This is a genomic window from Nocardioides panaciterrulae, assembly GCF_013409645.1.
Taxonomy (GTDB): domain Bacteria; phylum Actinomycetota; class Actinomycetes; order Propionibacteriales; family Nocardioidaceae; genus Nocardioides; species Nocardioides panaciterrulae.
The window spans coordinates 2,627,168-2,644,782 of sequence record NZ_JACCBG010000001.1; the positions used below are offsets into that span (position 1 = coordinate 2,627,168).

A 17,615-nucleotide genomic window follows, 5' to 3' on the forward strand; every position below is an offset into this window, starting at 1 on the left:
ATGACCCTGAGCCGCCGCGCCCTGTTCCGTTCCGCCGCAGCCGTCGCGGGCGTGGCCGCCGTCACCGGGGTCACCGGGCTGGCCGAGGAGGCCGTCGCCGGCGCGTGGAGCGTCGGCAGGACCACGCTGGACCGGGTGCTGCTCCGTGGTCCCGCCGGCAGGCACGGCTGGCGCCCGGTGGTGAGCGGCGCCGGCGAGCCGCACCTGGTCCGCGGCGACCTCGCCGGTCCCCGGAGCGGCCGCGGGAAGCGGCGGACGCCGCTGCTGGCCTTCGTCCAGCTCTCCGACGTGCACATCGTCGACGCCCAGTCCCCCCTGCGCAAGGAGATGGCCGAGGTGCTCTCCAGCTCGGCCTACCGGCCGCAGGAGGTGCTCACGGCCCACATCGCCGAGGCGATGGTGCGCGAGATCAACCAGATCGGCCGGGGCCCGGTGACCGGCACCGACCTGGCGCTGGCCCTGCAGACCGGGGACAACTCCGACAACGGCCAGTACAACGAGACCCGGTGGAACATCGACCTGCTCGACGGTGGCACCGTGCGCCAGGACTCCGGCGACCTGACCCGCTACGAGGGCGTCATGGACGACGACCCGACGTACTACGACCCGCAGTTCTGGCACCCGGGCGCACCCGCGGGGCTGCCGGTCGACCGCTACCGCCAGGCCGGGTTCCCGAGGCGGCCCGGACTGCTCGACGAGTGCCGGCGGCCCTTCCGCGCCCACGGCCTGCGCATGCAGTGGTTCACCGCCTTCGGCAACCACGACGGGCTCTGGCAGGGCAACTTCGTGCACACCGACCCCGACAACGCGATCGCCGTCGGCGACCGCAAGAACACCTCGAAGGGCGTGCGCACCGTCACCGCCGACCCGGACCGGCGGCTGCTCAGCGCGTCCGAGATGGTCGCCGAGCACTTCACGACGACCGGCCTGCCGGTGGGCCACGGGTTCACGGAGCAGAACCGGCAGGACGGCACGGCCTACTACACCGTCGACCGCGGCACCGACGGCCTGGTGCGCTTCATCGTCCTGGACTCCGTCAACCCGTACGGCGGGCAGAACGGCTCGCTGGACCCGGCCCAGTTCGCCTGGCTGCAGCAGCAGCTCCAGGACGCCGCCGACCGGCTGGTCGTGGTGGCCTGCCACCACCCGTCCTGGTCGATGACCAACGCGACCGTGCCCACGGGGGCGCCCGCCGACCGGGTGCTGGGCGGGCAGCTGGTCGAGGAGCTGCTCGCGCACGAGAACGTCGTGGCCTGGGTCAACGGCCACACCCACCGCAACACGGTCCGGGCCCACTCGCGCCCGGCCGGCGGCGGCTTCTGGGAGATCAACACCGCCTCGCACATCGACTGGCCCCAGCAGTCGCGGATCATCGAGATGGTCGACAACCACGACGGCACGGTGTCGATCTTCGCCACCATGGTCGACCACGGCGCGCCCGTCCGGATGCCCTCGCACCTCGACGGCCCGGTCCGGCTGGCGGCCCTGGGCCGGCTGCTCGCCGCCAACGACCCGCAGGAGCAGTCCACCGACCGGCGCGGCAAGCGTCGCGACCGCAACGTGGAGCTGGTGCTGCCGGCCCCGGCGGTCCTTCGCGGCTGACCGGCCGGTCAGCCGACCGGCAGGGTGTAGGACCGCTCCTGGCCGTACGCCGCGAAGCCGGCCCGGCGCAGCACCGGGCCGGAGGTCTCCACCCGTCCCTTGACCAGGGCGAGCGTGCAGCCGTGCTCGACCGCGTAGCGCAGGCGCTCCGCGAGCACGCCCCGGTAGGCGCCGCGGCCGCGGGCGGCGGGGACCACGCCGCCGCCCCACAGCCGCGCGACGTCCTCGGCCACCGCCAGCCCGCCGGCGGCGACCGCCCGCCCGGCGAGCCGGGCCAGCACGCTGCCACCGCGCCCGGCCCGGTAGGAGGCGTCCGCCTCGGCGCCGAGCTCGGCCAGCTTGGCCTCCGGCGGGATCGAGCCCTCGCCGAAGGCGGCCATCCCGATCTCGAGCACCTCCCGGGTGGTCGCGGGGTCGCGCTGCCAGCCCAGCTCCAGGTCGCCCGGGACGTCGAGCGCCGGCAGCGGCCCGGTCAGGTCGAGCGCGAAGACGTCGAGGGTCTCGTCGAGGCGCGCGGCGCGCTCGGCCAGCAGCGGCTCGAGGTCGGGGGGCGCGTCGAGCGTGACCCAGACCGTGACCCGACCCGCGCCCCACCGGCGGGCGAGGGCGAGCGCCTCGTCGAGCAGCACCGGGGTGGGCGTGTCGCCGCCGAGCCGCAGGACGCCGGGCCCGGAGGCCGCGAAGTAGTCGGGCCACCGCACCACGACCAGGTCGTCGCGGTGCACCACGACGGCGTCGTCGGGGTACCACAGCCACGCGCGCGCGGCCGCGGCCACCCGCTCGTGGCCGATCCCGCCCCCGCCGGCCGGGTCCCGGGTCATGCCTCGGTGGCGGCCAGCTGCCCGCAGGCCCCGTCGATCTCGCGGCCGCGGGTGTCGCGGACCGTGGTGGGGATGCCCTTCGCCTCCAGCCGGCGCACGAACTCGCGCTCGTCGGCGGGGTCGGAGGCGGTCCACTTCGACCCGGGGGTCGGGTTGAGCGGGATCAGGTTGACGTGCACCCAGCCCCAGTCGCCCCGGGCGTTGAGCACGTCGCCGAGCAGGTCCGCCCGCCAGGCCTGGTCGTTGATGCCGCGCATCATGGCGTACTCGATCGAGACCCGGCGCTTGGTGGTGCGGGCGTAGTTCCAGGCGGCGTCGACGGTCTCGTCGACCGAGAACCGGGTGTTGATCGGGACCAGCTCGTTGCGCAGCTCGTCGTCGGGCGCGTGCAGGCTCAGGGCCAGCGTCACCGGGATGCCCTCCTCGGCGAGCTGGTTGATCCGCGGCACCAGGCCCACGGTCGAGACCGTGACGCCACGCGCCGACATCCCCAGCCCGTCGGGGGTCGGGTCGGTGAGCCGGCGGACGGCGCCGATCACGGCCTTGTAGTTGGCCAGCGGCTCGCCCATCCCCATGAACACCACGTTGGAGACCCGGCCCGGTCCCCCGGGGACCTCGCCGCGGTGCATCGCCCGGGCGCCGGCCACGACCTGCTCGACGATCTCGGCGGTGGACATGTTGCGCTGCAGCCCGCCCTGACCGGTGGCGCAGAACGGGCAGGCCATCCCGCAGCCGGCCTGGCTGGAGACGCACACGGTGGCGCGATCGGGGTAGCGCATCAGCACCGACTCCACCAGGGCGCCGTCGAAGAGCCTCCACAGGGTCTTGCGGGTGGTCCCCCGGTCGGCCTCCATCGTCCGCAGCGGGCTCATCAGCGGCGGCAGCAGCGCCGCCACGAGCTGCTCGCGCTGCGCGGCCGGCAGATCCGTCATCTGCGCCGGGTCGTCGACCAGTCGGGCGAAGTAGTGCGTGGACAGCTGCTTGGCCCGGAAGCCGGGCAGGCCCAGCTCGGCGGCCCGCCGGCTGCGCTCCTCGGCGGTGAGGTCGGCGAGGTGGCGCGGCGGCTTGCGCCGGCCGCGTGGCTCGTCGAAGACGAGGGGAAGCGTCGCCGCCCCCTCCTGGGGGGCGGGCGCGGTGGACTCAGCAGCATCGGACATAGGCCTCGATCATCGCACCCGGACCCCGGACGGGGCTAAAGCGAGCCTCCATGAGAGTTCTCACGCCCGACCAGGACCCACAGCACCACCGCGGCCACGCCGAGGACCACCAGGGCCGTGGTGACCACGCCGACGAGCATGTAGCCGCCGAACCTGCGAGTGGGCGGGGCCACCGCCAGGCCGATCGGCACCGCCAGGGAGATCAGCACGAACGGGTAGGCGTCCGCGGCGGTCTGCTCGTCGAAGGCCCAGTACAAGATGGCGGCGAAGAGGCTCGGCACCACGATCACGTAGGCGAGGCCGGTGAAGAACCCGGTGATCGCCGTGAAGGTCGGGTGGTCGCGGTGCCACCAGTCCGGCTGCCGCGCCGGCGGCGCGGCAGTCCCGGGGCGGGTCTGCTCGTCAGTCATCGAGACGATCCTCGCAGAGCCGGGCCCGCGAGTCAGCCACCCGCGCCGGTTCTGTGCGCACCATGTGACACGTGCCGCACGCCCGTCCCGCCCGACCCGGCCGTGCTGCCCGGCGGAGCCCTCCCGGGCCTCGATCGGGTGCCCCGCCGGCAGGCCGGTGGGGGGATCAGCCTGCGGCCGTGCCGGGCCTGCCGTCCGGGTCGAGGGTGACCACGATCAGGTCGGGCATCGCGAGCGTCCGCCAGCGCGCGAGGTCGGCGGGCTCCCCGGTGAGCGCGGCGACCAGCGCCGTCCAGGCGGTCCCGTGGCCCACGAGGACCACGTCCTCCTCGGCGTGGGCGGCGAGGATGCCCTCGACGGCCCGGCTCACCCGTTCCCGGCAGGAGGCGAGCGGCTCCCAGCCGACGTACGCCGACCGCTCGGGCTCGGCGAACGCGCGCTCCACGACCGCCGGGAAGTCCTCGATCAGGTCCGTGGAGTCGCGCACGTGCTCGCGCAGGTCGAGCATCACGCCGACCTCGCCGTCGGTGAGCAGCGAGGCGGTGCCGATCGCCTTGGGCTCCGGTGAGGTGAACCAGGCGGCCCGGTCCGGGAGCCGGCCGGACTCGCGCAGGGCCCAGATGTCGTCGTAGCCCGCCGGGTCCAGCTCCCACTCGTGGGCGGGAACCCCGGACCGGGGCGCGGAGCGACCGTGTCGCACGAGGAAGAGAGTCATCGGATCGTCCGCCTCAGAACACCAGGTAGTGCAGCAGCAGCCAGATCGGCGCGATCGTGGCGAGCAGCGAGTCGAGTCGGTCCATGAGACCCCCGTGCCCCGGGATCACCTGGCTCATGTCCTTGATGCCGAGATCGCGCTTCATCACCGACTCGCACAGGTCGCCCAGCGTGGCCATCACCACCGCGATCAGGCCGAGCAGCACGCCGACCCACCAGTCGCCCTCGAGCAGGAAGACCACCAGCGCCCAGCCGACGACCACGCAGAACAGCACCGAGCCCGCGAAGCCCTCCCAGGACTTCTTCGGCGAGATGACCGGGGCCATCGGGTGCCTGCCGAACAGCACGCCGGCGATGTAGCCGCCGATGTCGGAGGCGATCGTGACCAGCACGAAGGCGATGATGCCCTTCACGCCGTCGTCGTCGAGGCCGCCGCCCCCACCCGCGCCCCCCTCGGAGAGCATCAGCGCCACGAACGAGCCCAGGAACGGCACGTAGACCAGCGTGAACACCGCGGCGGTGGCGTTCTTGACGTAGCCGTCGATGCCGCGGCGCAGCAGCCACAGCATGACCACCAGCGCCGAGACCGCGGTGGCCGTGACCAGGGCGTCGGCACCCCAGACGTAGGCCACCACGACCATCACGACTCCCCCGAGCATCAGCGGCTGCTCGGGAACGTCGATGTCCTTGGCCCGCATGCCGCGGTGGAGCTCCCAGACCGCGACGACCACGGCCGCGGCCACGATCAGCATGAAGGCGGTCTTCCAGACCAGCAGCGACGCGGCGACCGCCGCGAGCAGCACGACGGCGGACGCGACCGCCTTGCGCAGGTCGCGCCCCGCGCGCCCGTAGACGGGCGGGGGCACGGACCCGGGGCCCGGGCCGGGCGAGGTCTCGGTCATGTGGTGGGGAGGCTCGGGAGGCTCAGACCTCGAGCAGCTCGGCTTCCTTGTTCTTCAGCATCTCGTCGATCGCGTCCGTGTGCTTCTTGGTGATCGAGTCCAGCCGCTTCTCGGCGCCGGTGACGTCGTCCTTGCCGACCTCGCCGTCCTTCTCGAGCTTCTCCAGGCCCTGCTTGGCCGAGCGCCGCAGGTTGCGCACCGCGACCCGGCCGTCCTCGGCCTTGGACCGCGCGACCTTGATGTACTCCTTGCGCCGCTCCTCGGTCAGCTCGGGGAACACGCAGCGGATGACCCTGCCGTCGTCGGCCGGGTTCACGCCGAGGTCGGAGTCGCGGATGGCCCTCTCGATGTTCTTCATCGCGCCCTGGTCGAAGGGCGAGATCAAGATGACGCGGGCCTCGGGTGCGGTGAACGACGCGAGCTGCTGCAGCGGCGTCATCGAGCCGTAGTAGTCCACCACGATCTTGCTGAACATGCCGGGGTGGGCCCGGCCCGCGCGGATCGCCGCGAACTCCTCGCGCGTCGCCTCGACCGACTTGTCCATCTTGCTGTCGGCCTCGTTGAGGATGTCGTTGATCACGGTGTGCTCCTACGTCGTGGGATGTTGCGGCGGGACCGGGCGCTCAGTCGCGCGAGACCGTCGTACCGATCTTCTCACCGGTCACGGCGCGGCCGATGGTGCCCGCCGTCGAGAGGTTGAAGAAGACCATGTCGAGGTCGTTGTCGCGGGCGAGGCTGACCGACGTGGCGTCGGCGACCTTCAGCCCGCGCGCCAGGAACTCGTCGTAGGTCAGCGCGTCGAACATCACCGCGGCAGGGTTCTGGTGCGGGTCGGAGTCGTAGACGCCGTCGACGCCCTGCTTGCCCATCAAGATGACCTCGCAGCGCGTCTCGAGCGCCCGCTGGGCCGCCACGGTGTCGGTGGAGAAGAACGGCATGCCGGCGCCGGCGCCGAAGATGACGACTCGACCCTTCTCGAGGTGCCGGATGGCGCGCCGGGGGATGTACGGCTCGGCCACCTGGCCCATGGTGATCGCGGTCTGGACGCGCGTCTCGACGCCGTGCTTCTCGATGAAGTCCTGGAGCGCCAGGCAGTTCATCACCGTGCCCAGCATGCCCATGTAGTCGGCCCGCGCGCGCTCCATGCCGCGCTGCTGGAGCTCCGCGCCCCGGAAGAAGTTGCCACCTCCCACGACGATCGCCACCTGGACACCCGAACGGGCGACCTCGGCGATCTCCGCGGCGATCGCGTTGATGACGTCGAGGTCCAGCCCCACCTGACCACCGCCGAACACCTCGCCGGACAGCTTGAGCAGGACTCGCTTGTAGCCGGTCATCCAGGACCTCCCTGATCGTCGTCGCCCACCTGCAACCTATCGGATCCGGCCGGTCCGGCCCGACTCGGCCGTCGTCCCTCGCGACCGGCTCGGGCCCGGCCACGACCAGACGGCGGCACCCGGTCTCGGTGTGGGCTGCTGGAGTAGCACAGGGCCGGTCCGGCGAGCGGTGAAGCTCGCGGGACCGGCCCCTGGTGCGGACGCTGCGGTCAGGCGCCGACCTCGAAGCGGGCGAACCGCTTCAGGGTGGTGCCGGACGCGTCGAGGACCGCCTTGACGGTCTTCTTGTTCTCGGTCACCGACGGCTGCTCGAGCAGCACGACGTCCTTGAAGAAGCCGTTGAGGCGACCCTCGGTGATCTTGGCGATCGCCTGCTCGGGCTTGCCCTCCTCGCGCGAGGTGGCCTCGGCGATCTCGCGCTCCTTGGCGACGATGTCCGCCGGGACCTCGTCGCGGCTGAGGTACTGCGGGCGCATCGCGGCGATCTGCATCGCGGCGGCACGGGCGGCGTCGGCGTCACCGTCGTACTCGACGAGGACACCCACGGCCGGCGGCAGGTCCGCGGCGCGCTTGTGCATGTAGGCGACGACCGGGCCGGCGAAGTGGACGTACTGGCCCAGCTCGATCTTCTCGCCGATCGAGATCGCCAGCCCCTCGACGACCTCGCCGACGGTCTGGGTGCCGAGCGGGACGGCCTTGAGCGCCTCGACGTCGGCCGGAGCGGCCTCGGACGCGGCGTCGGCGATCTTCTGGGCGGTGGCGACGAAGTCCTCGCCCTTGGCCACGAAGTCGGTCTCGCACTTGAGCTCGACCAGGACGCCCGGGGCGTGCGCCACCAGACCGGCGGAGGCCTCGCGCTCGGCGCCACGCTTGGCGGCCTTCGCGGCGCCCTTGACGCGGAGGAGCTCGACGGCCTTCTCGAAGTCGCCGTCGCTCTCGTCCAGCGCCTTCTTGCAGTCCATCATCCCGGCGCCGGTGAGCTCGCGGAGCTTCTTGACGTCGGCCGCGGAGAAGTTAGCCATGTTCCTTCTTCCCTCGAGAGGTGTGGGTGGTGGTTCGGTCGCCGCTGCGCTGTGCGCCGGCCTGGAGGCCGGCGCACAGCGATCGCGCGGGTTCCGTCAGGCCTTGGCCTCGTCGGAGGTGGCGGCCGCGGACTCGGCCGGAGCCTCCTCGGTGGCGGCGGTCTCGGTAGCGGCGGCCTCGGCCGGAGCAGCGGACTCGTCGGTGGCCGCGGCGGCGGCCTCGGTCGACTCGGCGGCCTCGGAGGAGGCGCCGGTGGCCTCGGCGGCCGGGGTCGCCTGGGCGGCGGCGTCGCCGCCGGTGGCCTCGACGGCGGCCTTGTCGGCCTCGCCGCCCAGCAGCTCACGCTCCCACTCGGCCAGCGGCTCCGCGGCAGCCACCTCGGCGGTCTCGCCGCCGGCCTTGCCACCGGAACGGGCGATCAGGCCCTCGGCGACCGCGTCGGCCACGACGCGGGTCAGCAGGCCGACGGAGCGGATCGCGTCGTCGTTGCCCGGGATCGGGAAGTCGACGACGTCGGGGTCGCAGTTGGAGTCCAGGATGCCGATGATCGGGATGCGCAGCTTGCGCGCCTCCTCGACGGCGAGGTGCTCCTTGTTGGTGTCCACGATCCACACCGCGGCGGGGGTCCGGGTCATCTCGCGGATGCCGCCGAGCGACTTGTTGAGCTTGTCGCGCTCGCGACGCATCTGCAGCAGCTCCTTCTTGGTGCGGCTGCTGCTCGCGACGTCGTCGAAGTCGACCTCGTCGAGCTCCTTGAGGCGGTTGATCCGCTGGTGCACGGTCTGGAAGTTGGTGAGCATGCCGCCCAGCCACCGCTGGTTCACGTAGGGCATGCCGACGCGGGTCGCCTGCTCGGCGATCGCCTCCTGCGCCTGCTTCTTGGTGCCGACGAACATGATCGCGCCGCCCTTGGCGACGGTCTCCTTGATGAAGGCGTAGGAGCGGTCGATGTAGGCCAGCGACTGCTGCAGGTCGATGATGTAGATGCCGTTGCGCTCGGTCATGATGAAGCGCTTCATCTTCGGGTTCCAGCGCCGGGTCTGGTGTCCGAAGTGCACGCCGCTCTCGAGAAGCTGGCGCATGGTGACGACTGCCATGTGTGTCTCCTGTGATGTGGAGCGCGACACCGTCCGCCCGCCCTTGGACCAGGACGGGCCGGAGCACGCTCCGATGTGGTTTTCAGTTGCTGCGACCGGGCGGGTGCCCGGCTGCCCTGACGCTCGCGCGAGACCCGGACCTCGCCACGGGGGTGAGGACTGAGGGGCTCGCCCACGGGTGACCGGAGTCCAGAAGCAGGCTCCGACGCGGTCTGCGGGCGTGCGAAGTCGATCCCGCTGGGGATCGCTCCGGCCAGAGTAGTCCAGCCGTGCGCCGGCGGGCGAATCCGTGGCCCGGCAGCCGTCCACCGTGAGGGGTCCGGTCCCGGACGTCCACCGCCGGACCGCCGGACCGAGCGACCACCCGGCCGGCCCGGCAGCCTGTCGGCATGCCCGCACTCATCCCCGACCGGCGCTCGCCGGTCCGGCCCGCTCGCACCGTCGGCCCGCTCCCGCGGGCGCTGCTGGCGCTGGTCCTCCTCGTGCCGGCCCTGCTCGTCCTGGTGCCCACCCCCGGCCTGGCCGCCCCGGTAGACCCGGCAGACCCGGCAGACCCGGTCGGCCAGTGGCCGCTTCGTCCGCGCCCCCAGGTGGTCGCGGGGTTCGACCCACCCGGTTCACCCTGGGGCGCCGGTCACCGGGGCGTGGACCTGCTCGGCCGGCCGGGGCAGTCCGTGCACAGCGCGCTGGCGGGCGTGGTGACCTTCGCCGGCGTGATCGCCGGGCGCGGCGTGGTCGTGGTCGACCACGGCGAGACCCGGACCACCTACGAGCCGGTGCGCGCGGCGGTGACGGTGGGGACGCCGCTGGCGGCCGGGGACCGCCTGGGGATCCTGGAGGGGGCGGGTTCCCACTGCCTGCCCCGCACCTGCCTGCACTGGGGATGGTTGCGCGGCCCGGCGTACCTCGATCCGCTGCGCCTGGTGGGCGCCGGGCCGGTGCGGCTGCTGCCGCTGTGGCGGGCCGCGCCGTCCGGCTTCGTCGCGGTTCCGGGGCCGCTGGCGCCGGCGAGTCCGTACGCCGGCTGGCTTCCCCTGGGCCGGCTGTTCCGCTGAGCCTCTCCAGGTCTCGACACGCCGGTCGCGACCTCGTGCCTCGGTCGCGCGGCTCGCTCGACCACCATCAGCGGATCCGCTGGCGCGTCTCCAGGTCTCGACACGCCGGTCGCGACCTCGTGCCTCGGTCGCGCGGCTCGCTCGACCACCATCAGCGGATCCGCTGGCGCGTCTCCGCTAGGCGCGGGGGTGCGCCTGCTGGTAGGCCCGGCGCAGCCGGTCGGTGGTGACGTGGGTGTAGAGCTGGGTGGTGGCCAGGGAGGCGTGGCCGAGCAGCTCCTGGACCGAACGCAGGTCCGCACCGCCCTCCAGCAGGTGCGTGGCGGCGCTGTGCCGCAGCCCGTGCGGGCCGATGTCGGGGGCGCCGGGGACGTCGGCGATGCGGCGGTGCACCAGCGTCCGTACGGCCCGTGGGTCGATCCGTCGTCCGCGCGCGCCCAGGAACAGCGCCGGGCCCGAGCCGTCGACCAGGAGGTGCGGCCGGCCGTGCCGGAGCCAGAAGTCCAGGGCGCGCGCGGCCGGCCGGCCGAACGGCACCGAGCGCTCCTTGCGCCCCTTGCCGAGCACCCGGACGACGAACCGGTCGCGGTCCACGTCGTCGACGTCGAGCCCCACCAGCTCGCCGACCCGGATGCCGGTGGCGTAGAGCAGCTCCAGCATGGCCACGTCGCGCAGCCCGACCGGGCTGCCGTCGTCGGCCCGCTCCGCCGCGGTCCGGATCAGCTCCTCGGCCTCGTCGACGCGCAGCACGGCGGGGAGGGTGCGGTGCGCCTTGGGAGAGCCGAGGCTGGTCCCCGGGTCCGCCGGCGCGCGGCCGGTGCGGGCCAGCCAGGCGGTGAAGACCCGGGCCGCGGTGGCCCGCCGGGCCAGGGTGGTCCGGGACCGGCCGAGGGTCTGCTGCTTGGCCAGCCAGCTGCGCAGGGTGCGCAGGTCCAGCTCGGCGGCGTCGGTGCAGCCGAGCCGGGCGGCGTGCTCGAGCAGCCCGGCGACGTCGGTGACGTAGGCCCGCACGCTGTGCGGGCTGAGGTCGCGCTCGGCCGCCAGGTGGCGCTCGTAGGCTCCCAGCACCCGGGCCATCGGCTCGGGCAGCGCGTCGGGCTGCACGACGGGGTCCTCCCCCGTCACGTCGGCCCCTCCAGCCTCCTGCGTCACGAAGGGAGTCTAGGCCGCCGGGGCCACGGCTCAGGTGAGCGCGTGCGCGGCGAGCCGCCAGCCCGGGCCGGCCTGCTCGACCAGGCCCTGGCGCAGCAGTGCGTGCAGCACGGTGCTCGCCTCCACGATCCCCACGCCCGCCGCCCGGGCGATGGAGTCCACGCCGGCCGCCTGTCGCACCGGCACCGCGTCGAGCACCTGCTGCTGGCGCACGCTGATCCGGTCGCGCGGCCGGGCCCGGCCCCGCGGCGGCTCGACGAGGTGCTCGCCGGAGACGCCCAGCAGCTCGAGCACGTCGGCGGCGCCGGTGACGAGGGTGGCCGCGCCGACCCGGATCAGCTCGTGCACGCCCTCGGACGGGGCGCTGGTCACCGGCCCCGGCACGCCCATGAGCACCCGGTTCAGCCGGGTGGCCCAGTTGGCGGTGTTCAGCGCGCCGCTGCGGGCCGCGGCCTCGACCACGACGGTGCCGGCGGTGAGCGCCGCGATCAGGCGGTTACGGGAGAGGAAGCGCAGCCGGGTCGGCGAACCCCCGGGCGGGGTCTCCGAGACCACCGCGTGCTCCTGGGCCAGGTGCTCGACCAGGTCCCGGTGTCCCTGGGGGTAGACCCGGTCCGCGCCGCAGGCGAGGACCGCCAGGCTGCGGCCGCCCGCCGCGATCGCGCCCCGGTGGGCGGCCTGGTCGATGCCGAAGGCGGCCCCGGAGACCACCACCCGGCCCGCGTGCCCGACCCGTCCGGCGAGGTCCCGCGCGGTCGCCGTGCCGTACGTCGTCGCCGAGCGCGAGCCCACCACCGCCACCGAGCCGGCGAGCTCGTCGAGCCGCATCGGGCCCTGCACCCACAGCCCCACCGGGACCCCGCCGCGCTCCTGGACGGGATCCGCCCCGGCCAGGTCCTGCAGCACCGCCGGCCACTCGTCGTCGCCCGGGACCACGAACCGCACCCCCCTGGCCGCGGCCTGCTCCAGCTCCCGCGCGGGGTCGATGCCCGCCAGTCGGGCGCTCACGTCGTTGCGCAGGTCGTCCATCTCGGACTCGGCCAGCAGCCCCTCGTAGAGGGCCTGGGCGCCGAGCTGGTCGACCAGGCACAGGTGCTTGAGCGTGCCGGGCTCGATGAGCCGCGAGAGCGCGGCCCGCGCGAGCCGCTCCGCCTCCGGCGCGCTCATCCGACCCTCCTGGAGAGCACGTCGACCATCAGCGGGGCGCCGGTCCGCAGGGCCAGCGCCGCGTTGACCTCGGCGACGTCGGGCTGGTCCAGGCCCGCCAGGTCGGCCACCGACCAGGCCAGCCGGAGCACCCGGACGGCGCCGCGCTGGGTCAGCCGGCCCGCCCAGGTCTCGTCGTCCACCAGCGCCTGGGCCGCGGGCGTCACCGGCCAGCGGTCCCGCAGGGCCGGGGCCGAGGCCTGGCCGTTGAGCCGCCAGCTGCAGCCGGCGTACCGACGCGCCTGGCGCCGGCGGGCGGCCTCGACCCGCACCCGGATCTCGGCACTGGACTCACGACGCTCGAAGCGGTCCCTCTGGTCTCCGGGCGTGAACCCCACCACGTGCCGCAGGATGTCGATGCGGTCGGCCACGGGGCCGGTGATCCTGGCGCGGTAGTCACGTCGCTGGGTCTCCTTGCACTGGCACTGGCTCTTCCCGACCTGCGGGGCGTACTCCCCGCAGGGGCAGGGGTTGCAGGCCAGGACCACCATGCCGCGGGCGGGCAGGGTGACCGACTCGTCCCGCCTGGCCACCGTGACCTCACCGCTCTCCAAGGGCTGGCGCAGCGCCTCGATCACGTCGGAGCGGAACAGCGGGAACTCGTCGAGGAACAGCACGCCGGCGTGGGCCCGGCTGAGCTCGCCGGGGCGGACCGCGTTCAGGCCGCCGCCCAGCAGGCTGGCCTTGCTCGCGTCGTGGTGCGGCGCGGAGTACGGCGGCCGGACCACCAGCCCGTCCCCCGGCTCCAGGGCGCCGGCCAGCGAGTGGATCGCGGTGAGCTCCAGCGACTCCTCGGGCGTGAGGTCCGGGAGGATCCCCGGGATCCGCTCGGCGATGCTGGTCTTGCCGGCCCCCTTCGGCCCGGACAGCATCAGGTGGTGGCCGCCGGCCGCGGCCACCTCGACGGCGTACCGGGTGTCCTCGAGCCCGAACAGGTCGGCCATGTCGAGCTCCTCGCGGCGCTCGGCGCCGCGCCAGCTCAGCAGCCGGCTGCCGGACATCGGCGCCACCGGCGGCGCCTCGGGGATCTCGTCGCCCCGCAGCTCGGCGACGACCTGGGCCAGCGACCGGACCCCGATCACCTCCATGCCCGGCACCATCGCGGCCTCCTGCGCGTGCGGCTCCGGGACGAAGACCCGGCCCACGCCGCGCGCCGAGGCGGCGAGCACCATCGGCAGCACGCCCGGCACCGACCGCAGGCCACCGTCGAGGGTGAGCTCGCCGATGAACACGGTGCCCGAGAGCGCGGCGGCGGGCAGGCCGCCGGCCGCCGCCAGCACCGAGACCGCGATCGCGAGGTCGAAGTGGGTGCCGCTCTTGATCAGGTCGGCCGGCGAGAGCAGCACCGTGATCCGGCGGGTCGCCGGCCAGTCCAGCCGGCTGTTGACGATGGCCATCCGGCAGCGGTCCCGCGCCTCGTTCAGCGTGACGTCGGGCCGCCCCACCAGCGTCAGGCCCACCTGGCCGGGCGATACGTCGGTCTGCACGTCCACGAGGTGGCCGATCGCGCCGTGCAGGGAGACCGTGCGTGCGGTCGCGAAGGCCATCACCCGACTCCCGCCACGTGCTCGAGGACCGAGGGGCCGCGGGCCGGCCGCAGGATCGCGACCAGGTCGACCCGGACGTCGGGTGGCGTGACGTCGTGGGCGAGCGCCCAGCGCCCCGCGAGCCGGTGGAGGCGCTCGAGCTTGGCGTCGTCGACCGCTTCGTGGGGCGTGCCGCGGTCCACGCTGCTGCGGGTCTTGACCTCGCACACGACCAGCACGTCGCCCTCACGCAGCACCAGGTCGATCTCGCCCTCGTCGCAGCGCCAGTTGCGGTCGAGGAGCACCATCCCCTGCGCGCACAGGTGCCGCGCGGCGAGCCGTTCGCCGTACTGTCCGAGGGCCTGCCTGCTGGCCGCCGTCGCCGATCCCGTCATCCTCCACACCTCCTGGCCACCAGCGTGGCCGGGATCGTGGACGGCGGGGTGCGTGGCCGGTCGCCCGGTGGAGAACGCTGCGGGAGTCTCCCCTGTGGAGGTCTGGGGGGCCGGTTCAGTCCTTGGGCGGCTCGATGTCGGCGGGGCTGAGCTCCTCGACGTTGACGTCCTTGAACGTGAGCACCTTGACGTTCTTGGCGAACCGCGCCGGGCGGTACATGTCCCAGACCCACGCGTCGCTCATCGACACCTCGAAGAACACCTCGCCCGCCTCGGTGCGGGCCTTCACGTCCACCTGGTTGCACAGGTAGAAGCGGCGGTCGGTCTCGACGACGTACTTGAAGATCGAGACCACGTCGCGGTACTCGCGGTAGAGGGTGAGCTCCATCTCGGTCTCGTACTTCTCGAGATCCTCGGCACTCATCACGCGCTCCTCGCCACCAGTCGTCAGGTCGAGTCCCGCCTCCGCTGGACTCCACTGGCATCGTAGACGCGTGAGCACGGATGCCGACGTCATCGTGGTGGGTGCAGGGCTGGCGGGTCTGCTGTGCGCGCGCCGGCTGGGCGAGCGCGGCCACGTCGTCCGGGTGCTGGAGGCCGGGGACGCCCCCGGGGGCCGGGTCCGGACCGACCTCGTCGACGGGTTCCGGTGCGACCGGGGGTTCCAGCTGCTGAACCCCGCCTACCCCGCGGTGCGCCGGTACGTCGACCTCCCCGGGCTCGACCTGCGCGCGTTCGGGCGGGGGGTGGAGGTGCTGACGGCGCGGGGCCGGTCCACCCTGGCCGATCCGCTGCGCCACCCGTCCCTGCTGGCCGCCACGCTGCGCAGCGGCTACCTGCGTCCCGGCGAGCTCGCCCGGCTGGGCCGCTGGCTGGCGCCGGCTGTGGGGCCGGTCGACCGGCTGCTCGCCGGTCCCGACCGCAGGCTGGCCGACTCCCTGGACCGGGCGGCCGTCGACGGACGGCTGCGCCACGAGGTGCTCGAGCCGTTCCTCGCCGGCGTCCTGGCCGAGGCCGACGGCGCCACGTCCGCGACCTTCGTGCGTCTGCTGCTGCGCAGCTTCCTGCGCGCCACCCCCGCGGTGCCGTCCCTCGGCATGCAGGCGCTGGCCGACCAGCTCGCCCAGCTGCCGCCGGGCACGGTGACGACCGGCGCACGGGTCACCCGCGTCGCGCGGGTGGCCGGCGGGGTCGAGGTGGACGGCGACCTCAGGCTGCGCGGCCGGGCCGTGGTCGTGGCCACGGACCCGGTCTCCGCGGCGCAGCTGACGGGGGTGGCGGCGCCGCTGCTCGGCGGCCTGCGCACCTGGTGGTTCGCGGCCGAGCAGCCTCCGGCCTGCTCCGCGCTGCTGCGGGTCGACGGCCGGGGTGCCGCCGCGGGGCCGGTGGTGAACACGGTCGTGATGAGCAACGCGGCCCCGTCGTACGCCCCACCCGGCCGCCACCTCGTCGAGGCGACCACGCTGCTGCCCTCCGACGCCGGCGAGCAGGACGTCCGCCGGCACCTGGACGAGCTGTGGGCCGTGTCGACGCAGCGCTGGCAGGTCGTGGCCCGGCACGACCTCCCGGAGGCGCTGCCGCAGGTCCGCCCGCCCCTGCAGGCGCGCCGTCCCGTCGACCTCGGCGACGGGCTGTTCGTCACCGGCGACCACCGCGACACCTCCTCCTTGCAGGGCGCGCTGGTCTCCGGCGCGCGCACGGCCACGGCCGTGCACCAGCACCTTGCCGTCGCATGACCGGGGCCGGAGCCGGGGACGTCCTCGACCCGCAGGGGCCACCACTGCCCACGCCGCAGGTGATGAGCCAGTGGTGGCGCGACGCCACCTTCCTGCACTGGCGGGTGCCCGCGGCCGTGGTCGCGCCGCTGCTGCCCGCTGGAGTCCGTCCCGATCTCCACGACGGCAGCGCCTGGGTGGGCCTCATCGCGTTCCGCATGGTCGACGCCGGGCTCGGCCGCGGCCGGCCGGTCCCGTGGTTGGGCACCTTCCTGGAGACCAACGTGAGGCTCTACTCGATCGACGAGCAGGGCCGCCACGGGGTCGTGTTCCGCTCCCTGGACGCCGAGCGGCTGGCCGTGGTGGTCGGCGCGAACCTCGCCGTCGGGGTGCCCTACCGCTGGGCGGCCATGGATCTGACCCCGCGGTCCGCCGGGCCCGACCCGGCCGGGGCCCGCCTGTCCTACCGGACCCGCCGCCGCGGCTCCGGCGCCGGCGGGCGGATCGACGTCGAGGTCGGCGCGCTGGTCGCCGCCCCCTCCCCGCTCGAGCACTTCCTCACCGCCCGCTTCGGCCTGCACACCAGCGTGCTCGGGCGGACGCTGTGGGTGCCGAACACCCACGGACCCTGGCCCCTGCACCGGGCACGGCCGACCCACCTCGAGGACACGCTCCTCGCCGCCGCCGGGCTGCCCGCCCGGCTGGCCGCCTCACGCCCCGAGTCGGTGCTGTTCTCCCCCGGCGTCCGGACCACCTTCGGCCTCCCCCAACGACTCGACCGGCGACTCCCCCAGCGACTCCCCCAACGACCCCGTCAACGTCTCCGCGTCCGTCGCCGCTGAGGTCACCTCGAGCCCGGCGGCCCGGCGTACGTTCACGAAGCGCATCCGGTGCACCGGGGAGGGCCCGTGCTCGTGCAGCGCGGCGGTGTGGCTCTCGGTGATGTAGCCCTTGTGGGTCTTGAAGTCGTACGCCGGGAAGTCGGCATCGAGCTCGGTCATCATCCGGTCGCGGGTGACCTTCGCGAGCACCGAGGCGGCCGCGATGCAGGCCGCGACCCGGTCGCCCTTCCAGACCGCCAGCCCGGGCACCCCGAGGCCGTCGACCGGGAACCCGTCGGTGAGCACGTAGGCCGGCGGCACCTCCAGCAGGGCCACCGCCCGGCGCAGCGCCTCGATGTTGGCCACGTGCATGCCGAGCCGGTCGCACTCCTCGTGGGAGACCACCACGACCGACCAGGCCACGGCCCGCCTGACCACCTCCCGGTAGCAGCGCTCCCGCGCCCGCTCGGTGAGCAGCTTGGAGTCGGCCAGGCCCGGGACGACCCCCGCCCGGCCCGGCGGCAGGACGGCCGCGCCGGCCACCAGCGGGCCGGCGCAGGCGCCGCGACCGGCCTCGTCCACCCCGGCGACCGGCTCGATGCCGTGCCTGCGCAGGGCGCGCTCGTAGCCGTAGAGCCCGGCGTCACGCCGGACCGTCGCTCCCCGGGGCAGCTCGCTCACG

General features: G+C 74.2%; 18 protein-coding genes and 1 pseudogene. 4 read left to right on the forward strand and 15 right to left on the reverse strand.

Features of this window, described 5'->3' with window-relative positions:
- Positions 1-1,602 (forward strand): TIGR03767 family metallophosphoesterase, encoded by a 1,602-nt coding sequence (locus BJZ21_RS12445; protein WP_179664044.1) that lies wholly within the window; start codon positions 1-3, stop codon positions 1,600-1,602.
- Between the two features lie 8 nt (positions 1,603-1,610).
- Here BJZ21_RS12445 and BJZ21_RS12450 read toward each other — a convergent pair whose 3' ends face one another.
- The 9 genes from BJZ21_RS12450 to rpsB all read right to left on the reverse strand — a co-directional run bounded on the left by BJZ21_RS12450 (position 1,611) and on the right by rpsB (position 9,063).
- Positions 1,611-2,423 carry an N-acetyltransferase gene (locus BJZ21_RS12450; RefSeq protein ID WP_179664045.1) on the reverse strand — a complete coding sequence of 271 codons (813 nt, stop codon included), beginning with the start codon at positions 2,421-2,423 and terminating at the stop codon, positions 1,611-1,613.
- Positions 2,420-3,580 carry a dual-specificity RNA methyltransferase RlmN gene (gene rlmN, locus BJZ21_RS12455; RefSeq protein WP_179664046.1) on the reverse strand — a complete coding sequence of 387 codons (1,161 nt, stop codon included), beginning with the start codon at positions 3,578-3,580 and terminating at the stop codon, positions 2,420-2,422. Before rlmN ends, BJZ21_RS12450 begins: the two co-directional genes overlap by 4 nt.
- 35 nt (positions 3,581-3,615) lie before the next feature.
- Positions 3,616-3,990, reverse strand: a complete 375-nt coding sequence (locus tag BJZ21_RS12460) for a hypothetical protein (RefSeq protein ID WP_179664047.1) — start codon at positions 3,988-3,990, stop codon at positions 3,616-3,618.
- 166 nt (positions 3,991-4,156) lie between these two features.
- A complete protein-coding gene (locus tag BJZ21_RS12465) occupies positions 4,157-4,705 on the reverse strand; it encodes a histidine phosphatase family protein (RefSeq protein WP_179664048.1) in 549 nt (182 codons plus the stop codon).
- Between the two features lie 13 nt (positions 4,706-4,718).
- Positions 4,719-5,606 (reverse strand): phosphatidate cytidylyltransferase, encoded by an 888-nt coding sequence (locus BJZ21_RS12470; RefSeq protein WP_179664049.1) that lies wholly within the window; start codon positions 5,604-5,606, stop codon positions 4,719-4,721.
- 22 nt (positions 5,607-5,628) lie between these two features.
- Positions 5,629-6,183, reverse strand: a complete 555-nt coding sequence (frr, locus tag BJZ21_RS12475; protein WP_343052268.1) for a ribosome recycling factor — start codon at positions 6,181-6,183, stop codon at positions 5,629-5,631.
- Between the two features lie 46 nt (positions 6,184-6,229).
- Positions 6,230-6,943 (reverse strand): UMP kinase, encoded by a 714-nt coding sequence (gene pyrH, locus BJZ21_RS12480; RefSeq protein WP_179664051.1) that lies wholly within the window; start codon positions 6,941-6,943, stop codon positions 6,230-6,232.
- Between the two features lie 209 nt (positions 6,944-7,152).
- Positions 7,153-7,965 carry a translation elongation factor Ts gene (gene tsf / locus BJZ21_RS12485; RefSeq protein WP_179664052.1) on the reverse strand — a complete coding sequence of 271 codons (813 nt, stop codon included), beginning with the start codon at positions 7,963-7,965 and terminating at the stop codon, positions 7,153-7,155.
- 96 nt (positions 7,966-8,061) lie between these two features.
- The gene (gene rpsB / locus BJZ21_RS12490) at positions 8,062-9,063 is read right to left on the reverse strand and encodes a 30S ribosomal protein S2 (RefSeq protein WP_179664053.1); all 1,002 of its coding nucleotides are present in this window, start codon (positions 9,061-9,063) and stop codon (positions 8,062-8,064) included.
- Between the two features lie 389 nt (positions 9,064-9,452).
- On the opposite strand from rpsB, the gene BJZ21_RS12495 reads away from it, so the two are divergent.
- Complete coding sequence (locus BJZ21_RS12495) at positions 9,453-10,118, forward strand: M23 family metallopeptidase (protein WP_179664054.1); 666 nt, start codon at positions 9,453-9,455, stop codon at positions 10,116-10,118.
- Positions 10,119-10,295: 177 nt separating this feature from the next.
- On the opposite strand, the gene BJZ21_RS12500 is transcribed toward BJZ21_RS12495, so the two are convergent.
- The 5 genes from BJZ21_RS12500 to BJZ21_RS12520 form a co-directional block, all read right to left on the reverse strand.
- Complete coding sequence (locus BJZ21_RS12500) at positions 10,296-11,195, reverse strand: tyrosine recombinase XerC (RefSeq protein WP_179665677.1); 900 nt, start codon at positions 11,193-11,195, stop codon at positions 10,296-10,298.
- Positions 11,196-11,300: 105 nt separating this feature from the next.
- Positions 11,301-12,437: a DNA-processing protein DprA gene (gene dprA / locus BJZ21_RS12505; RefSeq protein WP_179664055.1), complete on the reverse strand. Its 1,137-nt coding sequence runs from the start codon at positions 12,435-12,437 to the stop codon at positions 11,301-11,303.
- On the reverse strand, positions 12,434-14,023 hold the full coding sequence (locus tag BJZ21_RS12510; RefSeq protein ID WP_179664056.1) for a YifB family Mg chelatase-like AAA ATPase: 1,590 nt from the start codon (positions 14,021-14,023) through the stop codon (positions 12,434-12,436). Before BJZ21_RS12510 ends, dprA begins: the two co-directional genes overlap by 4 nt.
- Positions 14,023-14,397: a YraN family protein gene (locus tag BJZ21_RS12515; RefSeq protein WP_179664057.1), complete on the reverse strand. Its 375-nt coding sequence runs from the start codon at positions 14,395-14,397 to the stop codon at positions 14,023-14,025. Before BJZ21_RS12515 ends, BJZ21_RS12510 begins: the two co-directional genes overlap by 1 nt.
- A gap of 115 nt (positions 14,398-14,512) precedes the next feature.
- The gene (locus BJZ21_RS12520; RefSeq protein ID WP_179664058.1) at positions 14,513-14,821 is read right to left on the reverse strand and encodes a DUF2469 domain-containing protein; all 309 of its coding nucleotides are present in this window, start codon (positions 14,819-14,821) and stop codon (positions 14,513-14,515) included.
- A gap of 70 nt (positions 14,822-14,891) precedes the next feature.
- Here BJZ21_RS12520 and BJZ21_RS12525 point away from each other — a divergent pair, with 70 nt between their 5' ends.
- Together BJZ21_RS12525 and BJZ21_RS12530 are read left to right on the forward strand one after the other, a co-directional pair.
- Positions 14,892-16,133, forward strand: a complete 1,242-nt coding sequence (locus BJZ21_RS12525; protein ID WP_179664059.1) for an FAD-dependent oxidoreductase — start codon at positions 14,892-14,894, stop codon at positions 16,131-16,133.
- Positions 16,130-16,954 carry a YqjF family protein gene (locus BJZ21_RS12530; RefSeq protein ID WP_218851478.1) on the forward strand — a complete coding sequence of 275 codons (825 nt, stop codon included), beginning with the start codon at positions 16,130-16,132 and terminating at the stop codon, positions 16,952-16,954. The genes BJZ21_RS12525 and BJZ21_RS12530 overlap by 4 nt, the downstream gene beginning before the upstream one ends.
- Before the next feature lie 9 nt (positions 16,955-16,963).
- Here the strand turns inward: BJZ21_RS12530 and BJZ21_RS21005 are convergent.
- Positions 16,964-17,614: pseudogene (locus BJZ21_RS21005) on the reverse strand (ribonuclease HII); the annotation flags it as partial.
- Position 17,615: the final 1 nt, after the last annotated feature.

What these genes read in the sequence shown, in the direction of transcription:
- pyrH (WP_179664051.1), bottom strand. Translation starts at nt 6,943, where the DNA reads ATGACCGGCTACAAGCGAGTCCTGCTCAAGCTGTCCGGCGAGGTGTTC.
- BJZ21_RS12520 (WP_179664058.1), bottom strand. Translation starts at nt 14,821, where the DNA reads ATGAGTGCCGAGGATCTCGAGAAGTACGAGACCGAGATGGAGCTCACC.
- BJZ21_RS12465 (WP_179664048.1), bottom strand. Translation starts at nt 4,705, where the DNA reads ATGACTCTCTTCCTCGTGCGACACGGTCGCTCCGCGCCCCGGTCCGGG.
- BJZ21_RS12460 (WP_179664047.1), bottom strand. Translation starts at nt 3,990, where the DNA reads ATGACTGACGAGCAGACCCGCCCCGGGACTGCCGCGCCGCCGGCGCGG.
- dprA (WP_179664055.1), bottom strand. Translation starts at nt 12,437, where the DNA reads ATGAGCGCGCCGGAGGCGGAGCGGCTCGCGCGGGCCGCGCTCTCGCGG.
- BJZ21_RS12470 (WP_179664049.1), bottom strand. Translation starts at nt 5,606, where the DNA reads ATGACCGAGACCTCGCCCGGCCCGGGCCCCGGGTCCGTGCCCCCGCCC.
- BJZ21_RS12530 (WP_218851478.1), top strand. Translation starts at nt 16,130, where the DNA reads ATGACCGGGGCCGGAGCCGGGGACGTCCTCGACCCGCAGGGGCCACCA.
- tsf (WP_179664052.1), bottom strand. Translation starts at nt 7,965, where the DNA reads ATGGCTAACTTCTCCGCGGCCGACGTCAAGAAGCTCCGCGAGCTCACC.
- BJZ21_RS12450 (WP_179664045.1), bottom strand. Translation starts at nt 2,423, where the DNA reads ATGACCCGGGACCCGGCCGGCGGGGGCGGGATCGGCCACGAGCGGGTG.
- BJZ21_RS12515 (WP_179664057.1), bottom strand. Translation starts at nt 14,397, where the DNA reads ATGACGGGATCGGCGACGGCGGCCAGCAGGCAGGCCCTCGGACAGTAC.
- BJZ21_RS12495 (WP_179664054.1), top strand. Translation starts at nt 9,453, where the DNA reads ATGCCCGCACTCATCCCCGACCGGCGCTCGCCGGTCCGGCCCGCTCGC.
- rlmN (WP_179664046.1), bottom strand. Translation starts at nt 3,580, where the DNA reads ATGTCCGATGCTGCTGAGTCCACCGCGCCCGCCCCCCAGGAGGGGGCG.
- BJZ21_RS12445 (WP_179664044.1), top strand. Translation starts at nt 1, where the DNA reads ATGACCCTGAGCCGCCGCGCCCTGTTCCGTTCCGCCGCAGCCGTCGCG.
- rpsB (WP_179664053.1), bottom strand. Translation starts at nt 9,063, where the DNA reads ATGGCAGTCGTCACCATGCGCCAGCTTCTCGAGAGCGGCGTGCACTTC.
- BJZ21_RS12510 (WP_179664056.1), bottom strand. Translation starts at nt 14,023, where the DNA reads ATGGCCTTCGCGACCGCACGCACGGTCTCCCTGCACGGCGCGATCGGC.
- BJZ21_RS12500 (WP_179665677.1), bottom strand. Translation starts at nt 11,195, where the DNA reads ATGGCCCGGGTGCTGGGAGCCTACGAGCGCCACCTGGCGGCCGAGCGC.